This is a genomic window from Enterobacter sp. 18A13, assembly GCF_007035975.1.
In the GTDB taxonomy this organism is placed as follows: Bacteria; Pseudomonadota; Gammaproteobacteria; order Enterobacterales; family Enterobacteriaceae; genus Enterobacter; species Enterobacter vonholyi.
In genome coordinates, this window is sequence record NZ_AP019634.1 from 2833530 (window position 1) to 2850584 (window position 17055).

Below are 17055 nucleotides of genomic sequence, written 5' to 3' on the forward strand. Positions count from 1 at the left end.
TCAGGCAGCAATTTTATTATATCTGAAGAGAATATATCCATTAAAGTGTGACGACGATCACAATATATCGTCTGCACATTAACAACAAAATTAATAAAACTTAAAAAGGAGTTGTATCCCCCTACACTTTGCGTCAATTTATGTGCCGAATAATTTCCTGCGTCGTAATAAAAAATTTATATGTATCGACGCGGGCTACATCTGAAGCGCATAGAGGGTCTTTTTTCGTGGCAAGTGCAAACAAACTCACACTCTTCATCGTGATATTCATGCTGGCGGGTATTCTTTCAGGGGCAGCAATTCATGAGTATGCATCTGCGGATGCCATCAAAGCCTGGTCGGATAATATTACCCTTCTGACCGATATTTTCCTCCGTCTGATCAAAATGGTCATTGCACCGTTGGTCTTTAGTACGCTCACCGTTGGCATTATGAAGCTGGGCGAAACTTCCACCATTGGCCGCGTCGGCGGTAAAGCGATGGTGTGGTTTATCAGCTCATCCGTGCTCTCAATTCTGGTCGGACTGTTTATCGTCACGCTGGAGCATCCGGGAAGCGGTCTGAACCTGACGATCCCTACCGAGGCGGTAGATACCGGTCTGGCCGTTGGAGGCATGACGCTGAAAGCGTTCCTGTCGCACACCATTCCAACCAGTATCGCAGGGGCGATGTCAAACAATGAGATCCTGCAGATTGTGGTGTTCTCGATGTTCTTCGGCATTGGCGGCGCGTCGCTGGGACAGAAATTCAACGCCCCGCTGGTGGCCGCGCTGGATGTGGTTTCCCATATCATGCTGAAGGTAACAGGTTACGTGATGTACGTTGCGCCGCTGGCTATTTTCGCGGCGATTTCCTCCGTCATTGCCACGCAGGGTCTGGGCATTCTGCTGAACTACGCCTCGTTTATTGGTGGCTACTATGTTGCCATTCTTCTTACCTGCATGGTGCTGCTGGCCGTGGGTTACATGGTGCTGAAAAAAGAGGTGTTTCGCCTGGTCAGCATGCTGAAAGACCCTGTTCTGGTGGCGTTTACCACCAGCAGCTCTGAAGCCGCCTATCCTAAAACGCTGGAACAGCTGGAGCGCTTTGGCTGCTCGCGCAACATCGCCTCTTTCGTTCTGCCGATTGGCTACTCCTTCAACCTGGTGGGTTCGATGGTGTACTGCTCATTCGCCTCGATGTTTATCGCGCAGGCATACAACATTCACCTCAGCTTCTCTGAAGTGACGGTGCTGATGCTGACTCTGATGCTGGCGTCGAAAGGGATTGCAGGCGTACCGCGTTCTTCCCTGGTGGTGCTGGCAGCAACCATTCCGAGCTTTAATATTCCGGTGGCGGGTATTCTGCTCCTCATGGGGATCGACCACTTCCTGGATATGGGCCGTTCCGCAATTAACGTTCTGGGGAATGGTATTGCGACCGCGATGCTGTCGCAGAATGAAGGTGCGCGGGAAGCGGACGCTGAAGCTGAGCTGGTAAAGCAGGAAGCGTAAGGTGAAAAAAAGGGTGAAGCCTGATGGCTTCACCCCAGCCCTCACCCTGTGGGTGAGGGAGCAAATACAAAAAACGGCAACCTCGGTTGCCGTTTTGCATTTACTTACGCGACGTGACTCGCGGCGATGTCCAGCAGCGCCATCTCATCGCTGTTCAGCAGCTTCTCAATGTTCACCAGAATCAGCATACGCTCGCCGAGCGCGCCCAGTCCGGTCAGATATTCGGTCGACAGCGTGACCGCAAACTCCGGTGCAGGACGAATTTGGTCAGAGGTCAGAGAAAGCACATCAGATACGCCATCCACCACGATACCTACCACGCGCTGCCCCAGATTCAGAACGATCACCACGGTGTTGTCGTCGTAGTCAACGTCGCCCTGGCTGAACTTCACGCGCAGGTCCACGATTGGCACAATGACGCCACGCAGGTTAGTGACACCTTTAATAAACGCAGGCGTGTTAGCGATGCGGGTAACCTGGTCGTAACCACGGATTTCCTGCACTTTCAGGATATCGATGCCGTACTCCTCATCGCCTAAAGTGAATACCAGGAATTCCTGCCCTGATGGCTCGCCCGCCAGTTTCGTTACATTACTCATACCGGTCATGTTATTACCTTCTACTTAATCAGGCGGCTGTGTACGCCACACGTTGTTCACGATTTAATCCCTGAAGCGCCGACACGTCGACGATCAGCGCCACGCTACCATCACCCAGAATGGTGGCGGCAGAAATACCCGGCACTTTGCGGTAGTTGCTTTCGAGGTTCTTCACCACCACCTGGTGCTGACCAATCAGCTGATCGACCAGCAGCGCGTAGCGGCGGCCCGCGCTTTGCAGGATCACAACGATGCCCTGCGTGGCCTCGGTCTTCGCCCCGTCCACTTCGAACACTTTCCACAGTTCCACCAGCGGCAGGTACTCACCGCGCACTTCGAGGACGCGCTCGCCGCCCGCCAGCGGATGCAGATCTTCTTCACGCGGCTGCAGGGATTCCATCACGGCGTTCAGCGGCAGGATAAAGACTTCGTCCGCCACTTTGACCGACATCCCGTCGAGGATCGCCAGCGTCAGCGGCAGCAGGATGCGAATGGTGGTGCCGGAACCCTGTTTAGACTGGATCTCAACGTGGCCGCCCATCTCCTGGATGTTACGTTTCACCACGTCCATGCCAACGCCGCGTCCGGAGACGTCGGTCACCTGCTCCGCGGTAGAGAAGCCCGGCGCGAAGATCAGCATGCCCACTTCTTCGTCGGTCATGTTTTCATTGACCGCCATCCCCTGCGAAATCGCTTTTGCCAGGATGCGCTCGCGGTTAAGACCCGCGCCGTCGTCGGTCACTTCGATGCAGATGTTTCCGCCCTGGTGTTCCGCAGAGAGGATCAGGTTTCCGACCGGGGATTTACCGGCGGCAATGCGGTTTTCCGGCAGTTCGATCCCGTGGTCGAGGCTGTTACGCACCAGGTGCGTTAACGGGTCAATAATGCGCTCGATCAGGCTCTTATCCAGTTCGGTTGAGCTGCCCATCAGGGTCAGTTCAATTTGTTTGTTCAGCTTGCTGGCAAGGTCGCGGACCAGACGCGGGAAGCGGCTGAAGACATATTCCATCGGCATCATACGGATGGACATGACCGATTCCTGCAGGTCGCGGGCGTTACGCTGCAGCTGACCCATGCTGGTAATCAGGTCGCCGTGCGTGACCGGATCCAGTTCGTTAGAACGTTGCGCCAGCATCGACTGGGTGATCACCAGTTCGCCAACCAGGTTAATCAGCTGGTCAACCTTCTCAACGGCAACGCGGATACTGGTTGACTCGCTGGAGCGAGCGGCAGGTTTCTCACCACGTCCACCGGGTGCCGCAGCCTCTTTTGGTACGGCCTTCAGCGCCGGGGCCGCAGGTGCCACAGCCGGTGCGGCGGCCTGAGCCACAACAGCCACCTCTTCGGCAGCGGCAGGGGCGTCAACCGCAGCAGTTTCGGTTTCGAAGGCAATCTGGTCAGCTTCAATCACGAAGCACAACACCGCTACGATATCGTCCTGGCCAATACCGTCATCAAGCGTCGCGGCCAGGCTGTCTTTGCCTTTTACCACGTTGCTTAACTTCGCCAGGTTGCCCAGCTCTTCTTCCAGCAGGTTAACTTCATTCTCTTTGAGGCGTGACAGCACAACGCGCAGTTTTCCCGCCTGTGCAGCGGCTGGCGCGGCCTCATCGACAGCAACCGCATCGACAACGCTCAGTTTCGCCGCAGGGACAACGGCTGCAGCGACCTCAGCTTTTGCTTCCAGGGCGAGCTGGCGCAGCGCATTGCAGATGTATTCAAAGCTGGCGGCATCAGGCTCTGCCGAACTTTTATAGGCGTCGAGCTGTTCCTGCATAATATCTTTGGTTTCCAAAAACAGGTTGATAATGTCGGTATTGAGCTGCATCTCACCGCGTCGTGCTTCATCAAGCAGGTTTTCCATTAAATGGGTCGTTTCCTGCAGGATGGTAAATCCAAACGTTCCGGCTCCGCCTTTAATAGAGTGCGCCGCACGGAAGATGGCATTGAGCTGCTCGGAGTCCGGTGCTTCAGGCACCAAATCGAGCAAGTGTTGCTCCATATCGGCCAACAATTCGTCGGCTTCATCAAAGAATGTCTGGTAAAAATCGCTAATATCCATGCTCACGCTATCACCTCGGATTGGCTGGTGGCGATGTTGGAACGGCAGCCGAAGGAACGGCCCCAGGCTGTTTTAAATCGTCCAGTGACTCATTCTGACTTTCGGCGTTTTCATGCAGGATGGCCTGCTCCGCCTGCTGGTTCAGCACTAAAAGACTGATACGACGGTTGATGGCATCATCCGGCCCGCGGTCGGAAACGCGCATGGTTGCGGCCATGCCGACTACGCGCAGTACCTTGCCATCATCAAGCCCACCTACCACCAGCTCGCGACGCGAGGCGTTGGCACGATCGGCAGAAAGCTCCCAGTTGCTGTATCCCTTCTCCCCACTGGCGTACGGGAAATCATCCGTGTGTCCTGACAGGCTGATTCGGTTAGGAATGCCGTTCAACACCGGTGCAATGGCACGCAGAATGTCGCGCATATACGGTTCGACTTCCGCACTCCCGGTTTTAAACATGGGGCGGTTCTGGCTGTCGATAATCTGAATACGCAGCCCTTCCTGCACCAGGTCGATCTTCAGATGCGGGCGCAGCGCGCGCAGTTTCGGATCTGCTTCAATCAGCTGATCGAGATCGCCACGCAGTTTCTTCAGGCGCGCCTGCTCCATCTTTCTTTTCAGCTCGTCGATGTTCGGCTCTTTTTTCACCTCACCCTTCTGCTGGGTGTAATCATCGCCGCCGCCCGGGATCGGGCTGTCGCTGTTAGAGATACGCGGCCCGCCGGCTACCGCCGTTGCCAGCGGCGTGCGGAAATATTCGGCAATCTGGATCAGTTCTTTTGGGCTGGAGATGGAGATCAGCCACATCACCAGAAAGAACGCCATCATTGCCGTCATAAAGTCGGCGTACGCAATTTTCCACGAGCCGTGTGCGCCATGCCCGCCGCCCTTGTGCTTGCGTTTTTTTACGATGACGATCGGATGGGACTGGTTTTTCATGCGTCCTCAGTTGTCGTCTGTTGGTTTGGGTTTTTCACCGCACGCACGTGTTCTTCAAGCTCGATAAACGACGGACGCTCGCTGGAGTAAAGCGTTTTACGGCCAAACTCAACCGCGATCGGTGGCGCGTAACCGTTGAGGTTAGAGAGCAGCGTAATCTTCACGCACTGCATCATTTTGGTGGTTTCGGCGCTCTTCTGGCGCAGAACGCTTGCCAGCGGAGAGATGAAGCCGTACGCCAGCAAAATACCGAGGAAGGTTCCCACCATCGCGTGGGCAATCAGCGCACCGAGCTCGGCTGCCGGACGGTCTGCCGAGGCCAGGGCGTGAACCACCCCCATCACCGCTGCAACGATACCGAATGCCGGAAGCGAGTCGCCGACCAGCGCCAGGCTATTGGCTGGCACTTCTGATTCGCTTTCGTGGGTTTCGATCTCTTCGTCCATCAGCGCTTCGATTTCGAAGGTATTCATGTTGCCGCTGATGATCAGTCGCAGATAGTCGACGATGAAATCCAGCATCATGGCGTCAGCAAGAATGCGCGGATAGCTGGCAAAAATTTCGCTCTCTTTCGGGTTTTCGATATCCCGTTCAAGCGAGAACATGCCCTGCTGACGCGACTTCGCCATCAGGCGATAGAGCAGTGCCAGCAGATCCATATACATGCTTTTCGTGTATTTCGAGCGACGGAACAGCAACGGAATTGCTTTCAGCGTGCCCTTAATCGATTTACCGTTGTTACCAACGATAAAAGCCCCTACCCCTGCGCCGCCGATGATAATAAGTTCAGCCGGTTGATAGAGTGCTCCAAGGTGCCCGCCGGTCATCATGTAACCGCCGAAAACTGTACCGAGAACTACCAGGTAACCTAATAAGATAAGCACGACATCATCCTTCCGCTAGTGACTATGGCAAGGATGTCCAGCTCGCAGCGTTGACCGATTGCGGGGTAAAAAAAAGCAGCGGTAATTGCTTACCGCTGCTGGAATCTTTCCCACACGTTCGGGTTAAACAGCCTGTTCGATCTGTTCATCCAGCAGTTGTGGAATAATATCGGCAGCATCCCGGGAAAGTTTACGTCTTTTTACTGCGCGGGATGGAGGCTGACATAAACTACAGGCGAAGCTGCCTGCAGGTTGATGAGCATGGGTAATAAAATTGCCATCGCAGCAGTTGCAGCGCGACAGTTCAAGCATTCCGCTCTCAACAAAACGCACCAGCGTCCATGCGCGGGTCAGCGCCAGCAGAGGGCCTTCTTCCTGCTGTGGGCATTGTTCAAGGTAAAGTTTGTATGCTTTGATCACGGCGTCAACGCCGCTACACAAACCGGTTTTGAGAAGATACTGCCAGGCATTACAGAACATGGAAGCGTGAATATTCTGCTCCCACGTCATAAACCAGTCGGTAGAAAACGGCAGCATGCCTTTCGGCGGGGGACTACCACGTAACTCTTTGTACAGTTTGATGAGACGACCACGGCTCAGCTGAGTCTCGCTTTCCAGCATTTGTAAACGAGCACCCAGTGTAATCAGCTCCATGGCCAACTGTATGTCACGCGCTTCCTGAACAATGCTTTTCTCGCTCATTGCTAGGCCCTTTTCTTACGGGCTACGTCATCAGGCTGGCTGATTTCGTTAAGCAAGCGAGTGGAGAGAAGAATACCGGTATGGATCTGTTGAAGATCGTCCACACGGGACTCCTGCGTCAGACGCGTTATTGTCTGTGAATCATCGAAACGGAACTGGCAAACCAGTTGATTCGTTTCAGCCAGTTTAACCATCTGCGGGAGGGTTAAGCCGCCCAGCATGGTTGCCATTTCTTCGTTAATACCCAGACGAAACATCGCGGACGCCTTGTCCTGACTAATCAAACGCTGCGCGAGCAGTAAATACGACAAATTGATGTCATAGATATGTTTTAGCAACTCGGATGTATGCATTGTTCCCATCCCGAATAACCAACTATTATTTTTATGCGGAAAGACCGCACCCCGTGATGTCGCCGGGAAATCACCCGGTATAAAAAAGAAAAGGCTAAATGCATAGTTGAATTTAGGTTTGTATTCACTGAAACCGTAAGAGAGAAACCGCGAATGCGTCTCTTACATGATTTATCATTTCTTACAAATAACTAAGATTTTTCCTAATTCGACGCAAACTCTACTCGTCAGTTTTGCCACATACAATCCAGCTACCCTCAAATTTAAAAAAAATGTGATCTGCGTCACACAATTTAAGTGAATATGACCCATAAATCCATCAGTATGACTTGTAATTTGCTCGCTTATTAGCCAATTGGAACTATTTTGTATTCTTAAATGACGAATACTCATGCAGATGGCTTAAAAGAACTGGCACGTTACATGCTTGCTCTGTCATGAACCTCTGTCTGAAACATTCACGCCAGTTGACTCTGCGTAAAACATTTTTCTTACCGTGAAAAAACAGAGAGTTATGAGGGCAGTCTCAAAACACTGTTTCACACTGAAATTATTAGAAATGACTTTGTAACGCTTAAGAAGGATTAAACATTGAAAACATGCATTTGTGTGATGTTCGTTAAGTTGTTAATTTTTTTCATTTAGGCGCATTTTTCAGTTATTCTTCTTATAAGAATAATTAATGAATAATTATGATAAGCTTCACACTAATGTCGCATTCAGCTCTTGCAGAAGTGGAGATTTCGCGGTAAAGGTGGTTAAACGCTGTCTTTCAGACATCTAAGGAGTGCGCCATGAGTTACTCCCATCTTCTTGTTTCTGTAGCAGTTTCTCCCGAAAGCCATCAGCTCGTCGCCAGAGCCGTTTCCATTGCCAGGCCCCACAATGCCCGCATCAGCCTTATTACACTGGCCGCAGAGCCTGAGATGTATAATCAGCTGGCTGCCCCCATGCTGGAGGATATTCGTGAGGTTCTGCAGGAAGAAACGCAGCAATTTCTGCGTGAATTAGTGGAAAAGGCACAATATCCGGTTTATGAGACAATTATTGCGACCGGGGAGCTTAACGCCCATATTCTCGACATGTGTCACAAACAAAATATTGATTTAGTGATTTGCGGGAATCATAACCACAGCTTTTTTTCGCGCGCAGCCTGCGCGGCGAAATCTATTGTCGCATCAAGCCAGGTCGATGTTCTGTTAGTGCCGCTTGGGGGGAATTAACCCCCCAGCGGAAAATCAGGCAAGTTTAGGGAAGGTCGCGATCTTTTTTTGCAGATCGCCTTCATGGCTTTGCGGAGCGATGTCCCGGAGATCCTGAATAAAACGCGCCTGCCAGTGGTTAATGTCGTTCTTCCGGATCGTCTCCATCATGTCGGCATGGCGGGAAATACGTTCCGTGAGCGGCATTGTCAGGGCACGATTCAGCGCGTTAGCCACGTCATCCCTGTCGTAAGGGTTAACAATAAGCGCAGACGTGAGCTCATTTGCAGCCCCGGCAAACTGGGAAAGCACCAGAACCCCCGGGTCGGCAGGATCCTGGGCCGCCACATACTCTTTCGCCACCAGGTTCATCCCGTCGCGCAGCGGCGTGACCAGCCCAACGTCCGCATAGCGGAAAACCTTCATCAGGATCTTACGGTCAAAGTGCTGATTCAGGTAAAAGAGCGGCGTCCAGCCCAGCTGGCCGTAGCGGCCATTTATGCGCCCTGCCTCTGTTTCCAGCTGGTGGCGAATATCCTGATAGGCCTGAACCTCACCGCGCGACGTCGGCGCGATCTGGGTATAGCGGATTTTACCGTGGTGCTGCGGATATTTATCCAGCAGCGTTTCATACGCCAGGAAGCGTTCCGGCAGCCCTTTGGAATAATCAAGGCGCTCAACCGAGAAGATATTTTTCACGTGCTTAAGTTCATTCTTAAGCTGCGCAAGCTTCGGCGGCAGCGGACCTGAGGCCTGCTCCGCGATCTCGTCTGGTTCAATTCCTATTGGATACACCTCGGTGTGGAAGGTTTTGCCCCAGGCCGTGTGAGTTTTTCCGCCTTTTGTCACCAGACGGGCTTTCCCTGAGATGGAGTCAAGGAATGCCAGGCGGTCATTTTCCGTCTGGAAGCCAAGCAAATCGTAGTCACACAGCGCCTCCAGCAGCTCTTCATGCGGCGGCAGCGCGGTAAAAATTTCCGGCGTCGGAAAAGGAATGTGCAGGAAGAAGCCAATCCGGTTATTCACCCCCCTCTTTCGCAGCTCTCTCGCGAAGGGTAGCAGGTGATAATCGTGGATCCATAAAATATCGTCTTCTTCTATTAATGGCAGCAGTTTATCCGCCAGCAGTGCATTCACGCGCGAGTAGCCTTCGAAGGATTCACGCTGAAATTTGACCAGGTCAAGACGATAGTGAAACGCGGGCCACAGGACGGCATTCGAGAACTGCGAGTAATACTCGTCATAGTCTTTCTCTTTTAATGCAAATGAAGCCCACGTAATGTTTCCGCGCGTCACCTTTTTAAGCGGCTTCTCTTCTTCACTGATTTCCCCACTCCAGCCAAACCACAGCCCGCCAGCGGCTTTCAAGGCACCTAACACCCCTACCGCCAGGCCACCTGCACTGGCTTTTTTGTCATCAGGCGGTGCGATTCGGTTAGAGACGACGACTAAGCGACCCATAATGGTTTCCCCCTTTGCTTTGCGCTATTTGTTGTTGTTGCTGGTTAGCGATGTCAGATATCCACTGCCAGACGCTGGCGACATCCGCCAGTCGCCATTCGGCAACGGTGTCACCAGGCCCCACCTTGACGGCGATACCTCCGGCCTGATTCACCACGCGAAACCCGGCCTCATCGGTCAGGTCATCCCCTAAGAAAACAGGCGTCCGGCCCTTAAATGGTGCCTCCGCCATAAATGCGGCGATGGCTGAACCTTTATTAATCCCCTTCGGTTTTAACTCGACTACGCATTTGCCCGGCTGCAGCGCCAGCAGTGGATGCGCATCCGCAACCGTATGAGCAAGCGCGAGCACGGCATTTTCGTGCTGCGGCGCCTGACGATAATGCAGGGCAAAGGCCATGCCTTTGGCTTCCAGCTCGGTGCCGGGCAGTACGGCCAGCGCTGCAGAGAGCTGCTTATGCAGCGTTTGCGTGAGTGCGTCGGGGAGTGAAACGATATGCGTGTGATCATGGATGTCGCGGCGCTCCGCTCCGTGTACACCGGCCAGCGGAAAGTGGTAAGGACTGGCGAGCATATCCAGCTCGGCCATTGAGCGCCCTGATATCAATGCCAGTGCTCCCTCGTTCATGAGCGAGAGCTGATGCAAATCCTGTAACACCGCCTCCGGAATAGACACCTGATCGGGGTGCGGTTTTATCCCGGCGAGCGTGCCGTCGAGATCAAAAAAGAAAGCATAATGTCCGGGCAGTACAGGCGGTGCGGTTAACATGTCAGCCACCCTTTTCCTCCTTACGGTTTACGAGAGGTAAACGCCTTTACCTCTTTCATAGCCATGTAAGTATAGACAGTGTGACGTGGCTCGCCATTTGACAACCGCCCCGCCAGTTTTACTGGCGGGGCGGTTCAGGGGTCAACTATGGTTATAAGTTGAGCAATAAAAGACGGAAAAAAGGGTTACACGGTACGCTTCGCTTTTTGCTTGTAACGGTCGAAAATCACCGCTGCCAGCAGGATCAGGCCACGTACCACGTACTGAGAGAACGGCGAAATATTCAGCAGGTTCATGGCGTTCTCCACCGTGCCTAAAATCAGGATACCGGCCACAACATATGAGATTTTTCCGATGCCTCCCTTGAGGGAAACGCCCCCTAAAACGCAGGCCGAAATGACGATCAGCTCATAACCGATAGAGGTCATCGGCTGGCCGCTGGTCATACGCGAAGCAAGAATAATCCCCGCGGCGGCAGAAACCAGCCCTGAGAGCACAAAGATAATAATCTTGGTTCGCGCCACCGGTACCCCTGCCAGGCGTGCCGCCTCTTCATTACCGCCGATCGCCAGCGTGTTACGGCCAAAGGTGGTTCGGTTGAGCAGGAAGCCGAACAGGATCAGGCAGGCCACGGTCAGCCAGATAGGCGCGGGCAGACCCAGCCAGTTGGCGTAACCCAGGGTAAAGAAGCGCTCGTCTTCAATCCCCACGGCTTTACCGTCGGAGATGATGTAGGCCAGCCCGCGGACAATTTGCATTGTCGCAAGCGTGGTTATCAGGGCGTTAATCTTCAGGCGAGCGATAACAAAACCGTTCACCAGACCGCTGATGACGCCGAGCAGCAGTCCGGCCAGGACGCCAATCCACAGGCTCTCCGTCATGTTGATTACCACGGCCGTCGTGACGCCCGCACAGGCAATCACCGACGCCACCGACAGGTCAAAATCGCCGGAGGCCAGACAGAACAGCATACCGCAGGCCACCATCCCGGACATGGAAATAGCCAGCCCCAGCCCCTTCATATTAATGAAGGTGGCAAAATTAGGGACGAAAATAGCACAGGCGAGGAACAGCGCGGCAAAGACGACCAGCATGCCGTACTGATCCCAGATACGCCCAAAACTCAGCGCCGATTTCGATTTCGGCGCCCCGGATGTAGTAACAGAGGACATCATTAACTCCTTACTCAGGCGACAGCCTGGCTGACTTTAGGCATGGCGAGATTCAACGCCTGTTGTTCATTCGCCTGTTCATGAAGTAATTCACCGGCAATTTCGCCTTCACGCATCACCACAATGCGGTCGGCCACGCCAAGCACCTCCGGCAGATCGCTGGAGGCGAAGAGCACCGCCACGCCGCGTTTTGCCAGTTCATAGATCACGTTATAGATCTCGTGTTTTGCCCCCACATCGATACCGCGCGTCGGCTCGTCCAGCAAAATCACCTTCATATCCTCTGACAGCCAGCGGCCTAAAATGGCTTTCTGCTGATTTCCGCCGGAAAGATTCATGATCAGCTGTTCCGGACCCGGCGTTTTGATATTCAGCGAGCGAATATGGTGGTCGGCGTTGCTCGACTCCCAGCTATCGTTTATCAGGCAGCCTGCGCGAATAAACTTGCGGCGAGCGGAAATATTGATGTTGTCGCGTACCGAATGCACCGGAATGATCCCCTCTGCTTTACGGTCTTCCGGGCAGAGCATCATGCCCGCCCCGATCGCGTGGGCCGGTTTCTGAATATCTACCCGTTCGCCGTCAATGGAGACCTGGCCATCGGTAATACGGGTACCGCCGAACAGACCTTTCATCAATTCGCTGCGCCCCGCCCCCACCAGACCAAACAGGCCGACGATTTCACCGCTGCGAACGGATAACGAAATCGGTGTTCTGACGCCCGGCGCTTTGACGTTATCCAGGCGCAGGCGTTCCGGGCCGTACGGGCGCGGCTGCCAGTGATAAATATCGCCCAGATCGCGTCCGACCATTGCCTGAACCAGCTGGTCATGGTTCACCTGCGCCATGTCGGTAAAGGTGCGCACATAGCGTCCATCTTTAAACACGGTGATGGCATCGCTCAGGGCAAAAATCTCTTCCATTCGGTGCGAAACGTACAGGATCGTACGGCCTTCCTGACGCAATTCGCGGATCACGCGGAACAGATTTTCGATTTCACGCTTAGAGAGCGAACTGGTGGGTTCATCAAAGGCAATAATTCTGGCGTTACGCGCCAGCGCCTTGGCAATTTCAACCATCTGCCACTGGCCGATGGAGAGATATTTCAGCGGCGTCTGGGGATCGACGTCCAGACCCAGGTGTTTAAGCTGCAGCCCCGCTTCATAATTGAGTAGCGAACGATTCACCACGCCGCCTTTATGCGGGAGCTGTCCTAGATAGATATTTTCCGCCACGGTCATCTCGGGAATGAGGTGCAGCTCCTGGTAGATGATCGCCACCCCGGCATTGAGCGCCGCCGTGGTATCGGCAAACGCCATCTCTTCGCCGCGAATGGCCAGCGTGCCGGTCGTGGGCGCGTAGTTGCCGCTGAGGATCTTCAACAGCGTGGATTTACCCGCGCCGTTTTCCCCCATCAGGGCGTGAACCTGGCCGGCATAGCAGTCGAAGCTGATATCGGTCAGCGCGTTCACACCGGGGAAGGTTTTCCCGATGCCGCGAAAAGAGAGATACGGATCAGACTGTTGCATAACGTCTCCGTGATTCCTGTAGTGTGTACGTCTGGCCCCTCACGATGTATGAGGGGCGCAATCACAGCGTATTACTTACCGCCCAGTCCTTTTTTCGCCAGCTCCTCTTTGAAGTTGTCGCGGGTGATCAGCACCACGTCGGTCACTTCGGTAAATTTCGGCGGTTCGGCCCCTTTGGTGACCCAGTTGTAGAGCATCTCACTGGATTTGTAGCCGTGAACGTCCGGGCTTGGCAGCAGAGAACCGTAGAAACCGGTAGCCTGCGCTTTGGACAGCTCGCTGACGGCGTCAACGCCGTTGATGCCAATCCCGATCACGTCAGGCGCTTTGAAGCCCTGGCCTTCCGTCGCACGAACCCCGCCCAGCACGGTGTTGTCGTTCATGCCGACCACCAGCCAGTGTTTGACCTCCGGATGCTGGACGAGCATAGAGTTCGCGGCGTCGAAAGCGCCTGGGATATCGTTGGATTTGGTTGGGACCTTATAGATCTGTTTTTCCGGGAAGCCGGCTGCTTTTAGCGCATCCATTGAACCGGTAGTACGACGACGTGCGGTGTCCAGCTCGTCAGCCGTGATAGCCATCACCGCGGTCTCTTTGACATCCCAGCCGCGCTTTTGCATCTCTTTATAGAGCTCCTGGCCCTGGCGTTCGCCAATTTTTGTCGCCGCCATCATGACCAGCGGGACGGTATCCATCGGCTTGCCTTTAGCGTTGACGAACTGATCGTCAACCGCGATGACCTTCATGTCGTAACCGCGCGCCTTCGCCGCAATCGCCGATCCCAGCTTTGGATCAGGGGTACAGATAACGAAACCTTTTGCACCGCTGGCCGCAAGGCTGTCGATGGCGTTCAGGGTTTTTTCGCCGTCAGGCACGGCGATTTTAATGACTTCAAAACCTAAATCTTTCCCGGCTTTATCTGCGAATTTCCACTCAGTCTGGAACCAGGGCTCTTCGGGCTGTTTTACCAAAAAACCGAGTTTTAAATTCTCAGCGATAGCGGATTGTGACATAACGGCAGCCAGACCGATGGCCGCCAGCGCTTTAGTAAATTTGTGCATGGTAAACTCCAGCTTTAGCATTCTTTTCTGTAGGGAATATGTGCGTGCTTCTAATTTAATCGGACTTAAAACAAGGCATTAGCGCTTACCTCGTCATAAGCGTTATTGCTGGTGATAGTTTTAGCGGGAAATTAATCATCCATAAGAGAGCCCCATCACACCGCAGAATTACAGTAATTGCGTACATAAATTCAGCGAAAAATGACATAAAAAAGGCAGGATTTGTCAGACAAATGGAAGGTGGTTAAGCAGAATTATCCATAAGATTAGCTAAGATATCCCTGATGCTCCTCAGCGGGCAAAACGGCGCCTGGCGTTAAATGGGTTTACATGCTGTTTTATCAAGAATGTATAACGCACCCGGAAAAACGTTATTCCGCAGAATTTGATTTAGCGCAATTTTATTGGCACATCATATATTCGAAACGATTAAGCCGTATTTCTCTTTTTCACGGAGCATTATTCCAACTTAATATTTTCGAAAGAGTAACAGTGTGTCACATCAGTAAAAAGCCTTAATATTTAGCCATTTAAGAAGCGCTCACTTCATGGCGAGCTAATTGCTTTTCTGTACTATATTAAGCTTTGTAATGTATGGTAAACACAGCCTAATTAAGAGTTTTCTTAGACCACAGACAAGGGTATGCTTATTTATATCGAACACAGGAAGTGTATTTCGGTCGACTTCGGTCACGGCAGAATGTGTATTTCTGCTCTTTTCTTCATATTTGCCTGGCGCTCAGGTTAAGCAACGGACATCACGTCCCACGGTCAATAAGGATATGAGTATGGCTACCCAAACGATGATGCAAAAACTTAACGCGCAGATGAACCTTGAGTTCTACGCCTCGAATCTGCACCTTCACTTAAGTGCATGGTGTGCCGAGAATAGCCTCACGGGATCTGCCACATTCTTTCGCTCTCAGGCGCAAAGTAACGTCACTCATATGATGCGTGTCTTTAACTTCCTGAAAGCCGCAGGGGCAAATCCTGTCGTTAAAGCTCTTGATGGGATCAACGAGAACTACTCTTGCCTGGAAGAACTGTTTCAGAAAACGCTTGAAGAGTATGAACAACGCTGCAGCACCCTCAGCAAACTGGCCGATGAAGCCAAAGCGCAGCAGGACATTACGACGCTCAGATTCTTACGCGATATGGATAAAGAGCAGCAGCAGGATGGCCTTCTGCTGAAGACGCTGGCGGATGAGATCCATAATGCGCAGCAGGCGGGTTTATGTCCTGAGCAAACCGACCGTCATCTGCTCGACATCGTGGCGGTGCAGCACCACTGAGTTTTTTGGCCTGCTCCCATCCGGAGGAGCAGGCTCCCTTCACGTCTCCAACCTTCTGCTTTTGCTGAAATTTAACAAATCAGATCTGGCTCCCAATGATTAACCACACAACGTGTGATGATTTATTTAGTTACATAATCATTGACGAGGGAGCATCATGATCACCATTGAGTTTGTTGTCATTCTCCTCTGCCTGCTGACGGGTACGCGTTTCGGCGGAATGGGGCTTGGGTTAATCAGCGGTATTGGTCTTTTTATTTTATGTTTTGTCTTTGGTCTGCAGCCGGGTAAACCGCCGGTTGACGTTATGCTGACCATCCTTGCGGTGATTGGCTGTGCCGCTACCCTGCAAACGGCGGGCGGTCTCAACGTCATGATGCAGTTTGCTGAACGTCTTCTGCGCAAACACCCGCAGCACATCACCCTGCTCGCCCCTTTCACCACCTGGATGCTAACCTTTCTGTGCGGCACCGGGCATGTGGTCTACACCATGTTCCCCATCATTGCGGATATCGCCCTGAAAAAAGGGATCCGCCCGGAGCGCCCTATGGCCGTGGCATCGGTCGCGTCGCAGATGGCGATCACGGCCTCCCCCGTTTCCGTTGCCGTCGTGTCGCTGGTCTCCATCCTGGCGGCCCAGCATGGGCTCGGCCACGCGTGGGGGATCCTGGAAATACTTGCCGTCTCGGTTCCCGCTTCACTTTTTGGCGTGGCCATAGCGGCCCTGTGGAGCTTACGCCGCGGGAAAGATTTGGCAGACGACATGGAGTTTCAGGAAAAGCTGAAAGATCCTAAGCAGCGAGAATTTATCTACGGCGGAACGGAGACGTTAATGAATCAACGTTTTCCTAAACAGGCCTACTGGTCCACGTGGATTTTCTTTGCCGGTATTGCCGTGGTCGTTTTGCTGGGGGCATTCCCTGAACTGCGCCCTGCCTTTGAAGTGAAAGGTAAAATGACGGCGCTGTCGATGAACCTTGTCATTCAGATGATGATGTTAATTGCGGGCGCGGTGATGCTGATGGCCTGCAAGGTCAATGCGTCGGCCATTTCCAACGGCGCGGTGTTCAAAGCCGGTATGGTCGCGATCTTCTCGGTGTTCGGCGTGGCGTGGATGAGCGATACCTTTTTTCAGGCACATCTCGAGGAGTTAAAGCTGGCGCTGGAAGGCGTGGTGAAAAGCCACCCGTGGACGTATGCCATTGTACTGTTTCTGGTGTCAAAACTGGTGAACAGCCAGGCGGCGGCGCTGACGGCCGTTGCGCCTATGGGCCTCATGCTGGGCATCGACCCGAAAATGCTGATCGCCTTTTTCCCGGCATCATACGGCTATTTTGTGCTGCCAACCTATCCAAGTGATTTGGCCTGCATCGGCTTTGACCGGTCAGGCACGACCCGCATCGGGAAATTCATAATCAACCACAGCTTCATTTTGCCAGGGCTGATTGGGGTGAGCTGCGCGTGCGCGGCGAGCTACCTGCTGGTCCAGACGTTCTTCTGACAGCATCAAAGGGCGACACGTACCGTCGCCCATTT

The 17055-nt window shown here is 53.2% G+C and carries 15 protein-coding genes; 4 read left to right on the plus strand and 11 right to left on the minus strand.

The features are described 5' to 3' along the window. Window positions 1–227: 227 nt before the first annotated feature. Window positions 228–1493, plus strand: a complete 1266-nt coding sequence (locus FOY93_RS13790; protein ID WP_111964836.1) for a dicarboxylate/amino acid:cation symporter — start codon at window positions 228–230, stop codon at window positions 1491–1493. Window positions 1494–1597: 104 nt separating this feature from the next. Here the strand turns inward: FOY93_RS13790 and cheW are convergent, their stop codons facing one another. The 6 genes from cheW to flhD all read right to left on the minus strand — a co-directional run bounded on the left by cheW (window position 1598) and on the right by flhD (window position 7033). Beyond that, complete coding sequence (cheW, locus tag FOY93_RS13795) at window positions 1598–2101, minus strand: chemotaxis protein CheW (protein ID WP_023312262.1); 504 nt, start codon at window positions 2099–2101, stop codon at window positions 1598–1600. A 19-nt stretch (window positions 2102–2120) separates the two neighbouring features. Beyond that, window positions 2121–4160 carry a chemotaxis protein CheA gene (gene cheA / locus FOY93_RS13800; RefSeq protein WP_143345267.1) on the minus strand — a complete coding sequence of 680 codons (2040 nt, stop codon included), beginning with the start codon at window positions 4158–4160 and terminating at the stop codon, window positions 2121–2123. Window positions 4161–4164: 4 nt separating this feature from the next. Further along, window positions 4165–5094, minus strand: coding sequence for a flagellar motor protein MotB (gene motB, locus FOY93_RS13805; RefSeq protein ID WP_109845187.1), 930 nt, complete (start codon window positions 5092–5094; stop codon window positions 4165–4167). Continuing rightward, window positions 5091–5978 carry a flagellar motor stator protein MotA gene (gene motA / locus FOY93_RS13810; RefSeq protein ID WP_008500417.1) on the minus strand — a complete coding sequence of 296 codons (888 nt, stop codon included), beginning with the start codon at window positions 5976–5978 and terminating at the stop codon, window positions 5091–5093. Before motA ends, motB begins: the two co-directional genes overlap by 4 nt. 123 nt (window positions 5979–6101) lie before the next feature. Continuing rightward, a complete protein-coding gene (gene flhC, locus FOY93_RS13815) occupies window positions 6102–6680 on the minus strand; it encodes a flagellar transcriptional regulator FlhC (RefSeq protein ID WP_013096051.1) in 579 nt (192 codons plus the stop codon). A 2-nt stretch (window positions 6681–6682) separates the two neighbouring features. Then, on the minus strand, window positions 6683–7033 hold the full coding sequence (gene flhD / locus FOY93_RS13820) for a flagellar transcriptional regulator FlhD (protein ID WP_008500415.1): 351 nt from the start codon (window positions 7031–7033) through the stop codon (window positions 6683–6685). Between the two features lie 794 nt (window positions 7034–7827). Here flhD and uspC point away from each other — a divergent pair. Beyond that, entirely contained in the window at window positions 7828–8256 is a 429-nt protein-coding gene (uspC, locus tag FOY93_RS13825; RefSeq protein WP_133294702.1) for a universal stress protein UspC, read from the plus strand. A gap of 15 nt (window positions 8257–8271) precedes the next feature. Here uspC and otsA read toward each other — a convergent pair whose 3' ends face one another. The 5 genes from otsA to araF form a co-directional block, all read right to left on the minus strand. After that, window positions 8272–9696, minus strand: coding sequence for an alpha,alpha-trehalose-phosphate synthase (gene otsA, locus FOY93_RS13830; protein WP_136195788.1), 1425 nt, complete (start codon window positions 9694–9696; stop codon window positions 8272–8274). Then, window positions 9671–10474, minus strand: a complete 804-nt coding sequence (gene otsB / locus FOY93_RS13835; RefSeq protein ID WP_143345268.1) for a trehalose-phosphatase — start codon at window positions 10472–10474, stop codon at window positions 9671–9673. Before otsB ends, otsA begins: the two co-directional genes overlap by 26 nt. A gap of 176 nt (window positions 10475–10650) precedes the next feature. Beyond that, window positions 10651–11637, minus strand: a complete 987-nt coding sequence (gene araH, locus FOY93_RS13840; RefSeq protein ID WP_133295440.1) for an L-arabinose ABC transporter permease AraH — start codon at window positions 11635–11637, stop codon at window positions 10651–10653. Window positions 11638–11651: 14 nt separating this feature from the next. Continuing rightward, window positions 11652–13166 (minus strand): L-arabinose ABC transporter ATP-binding protein AraG, encoded by a 1515-nt coding sequence (gene araG, locus FOY93_RS13845; RefSeq protein ID WP_127731486.1) that lies wholly within the window; start codon window positions 13164–13166, stop codon window positions 11652–11654. Window positions 13167–13237: 71 nt separating this feature from the next. Then, the gene (gene araF / locus FOY93_RS13850; RefSeq protein WP_003859687.1) at window positions 13238–14227 is read right to left on the minus strand and encodes an arabinose ABC transporter substrate-binding protein AraF; all 990 of its coding nucleotides are present in this window, start codon (window positions 14225–14227) and stop codon (window positions 13238–13240) included. 788 nt (window positions 14228–15015) lie between these two features. Between araF and FOY93_RS13855 the strand changes: the two genes are divergently transcribed. After that, on the plus strand, window positions 15016–15519 hold the full coding sequence (locus FOY93_RS13855; RefSeq protein WP_111964842.1) for a non-heme ferritin-like protein: 504 nt from the start codon (window positions 15016–15018) through the stop codon (window positions 15517–15519). 157 nt (window positions 15520–15676) lie between these two features. Continuing rightward, window positions 15677–17020, plus strand: coding sequence for an anaerobic C4-dicarboxylate transporter (locus tag FOY93_RS13860; protein ID WP_111964843.1), 1344 nt, complete (start codon window positions 15677–15679; stop codon window positions 17018–17020). Window positions 17021–17055: the final 35 nt, after the last annotated feature.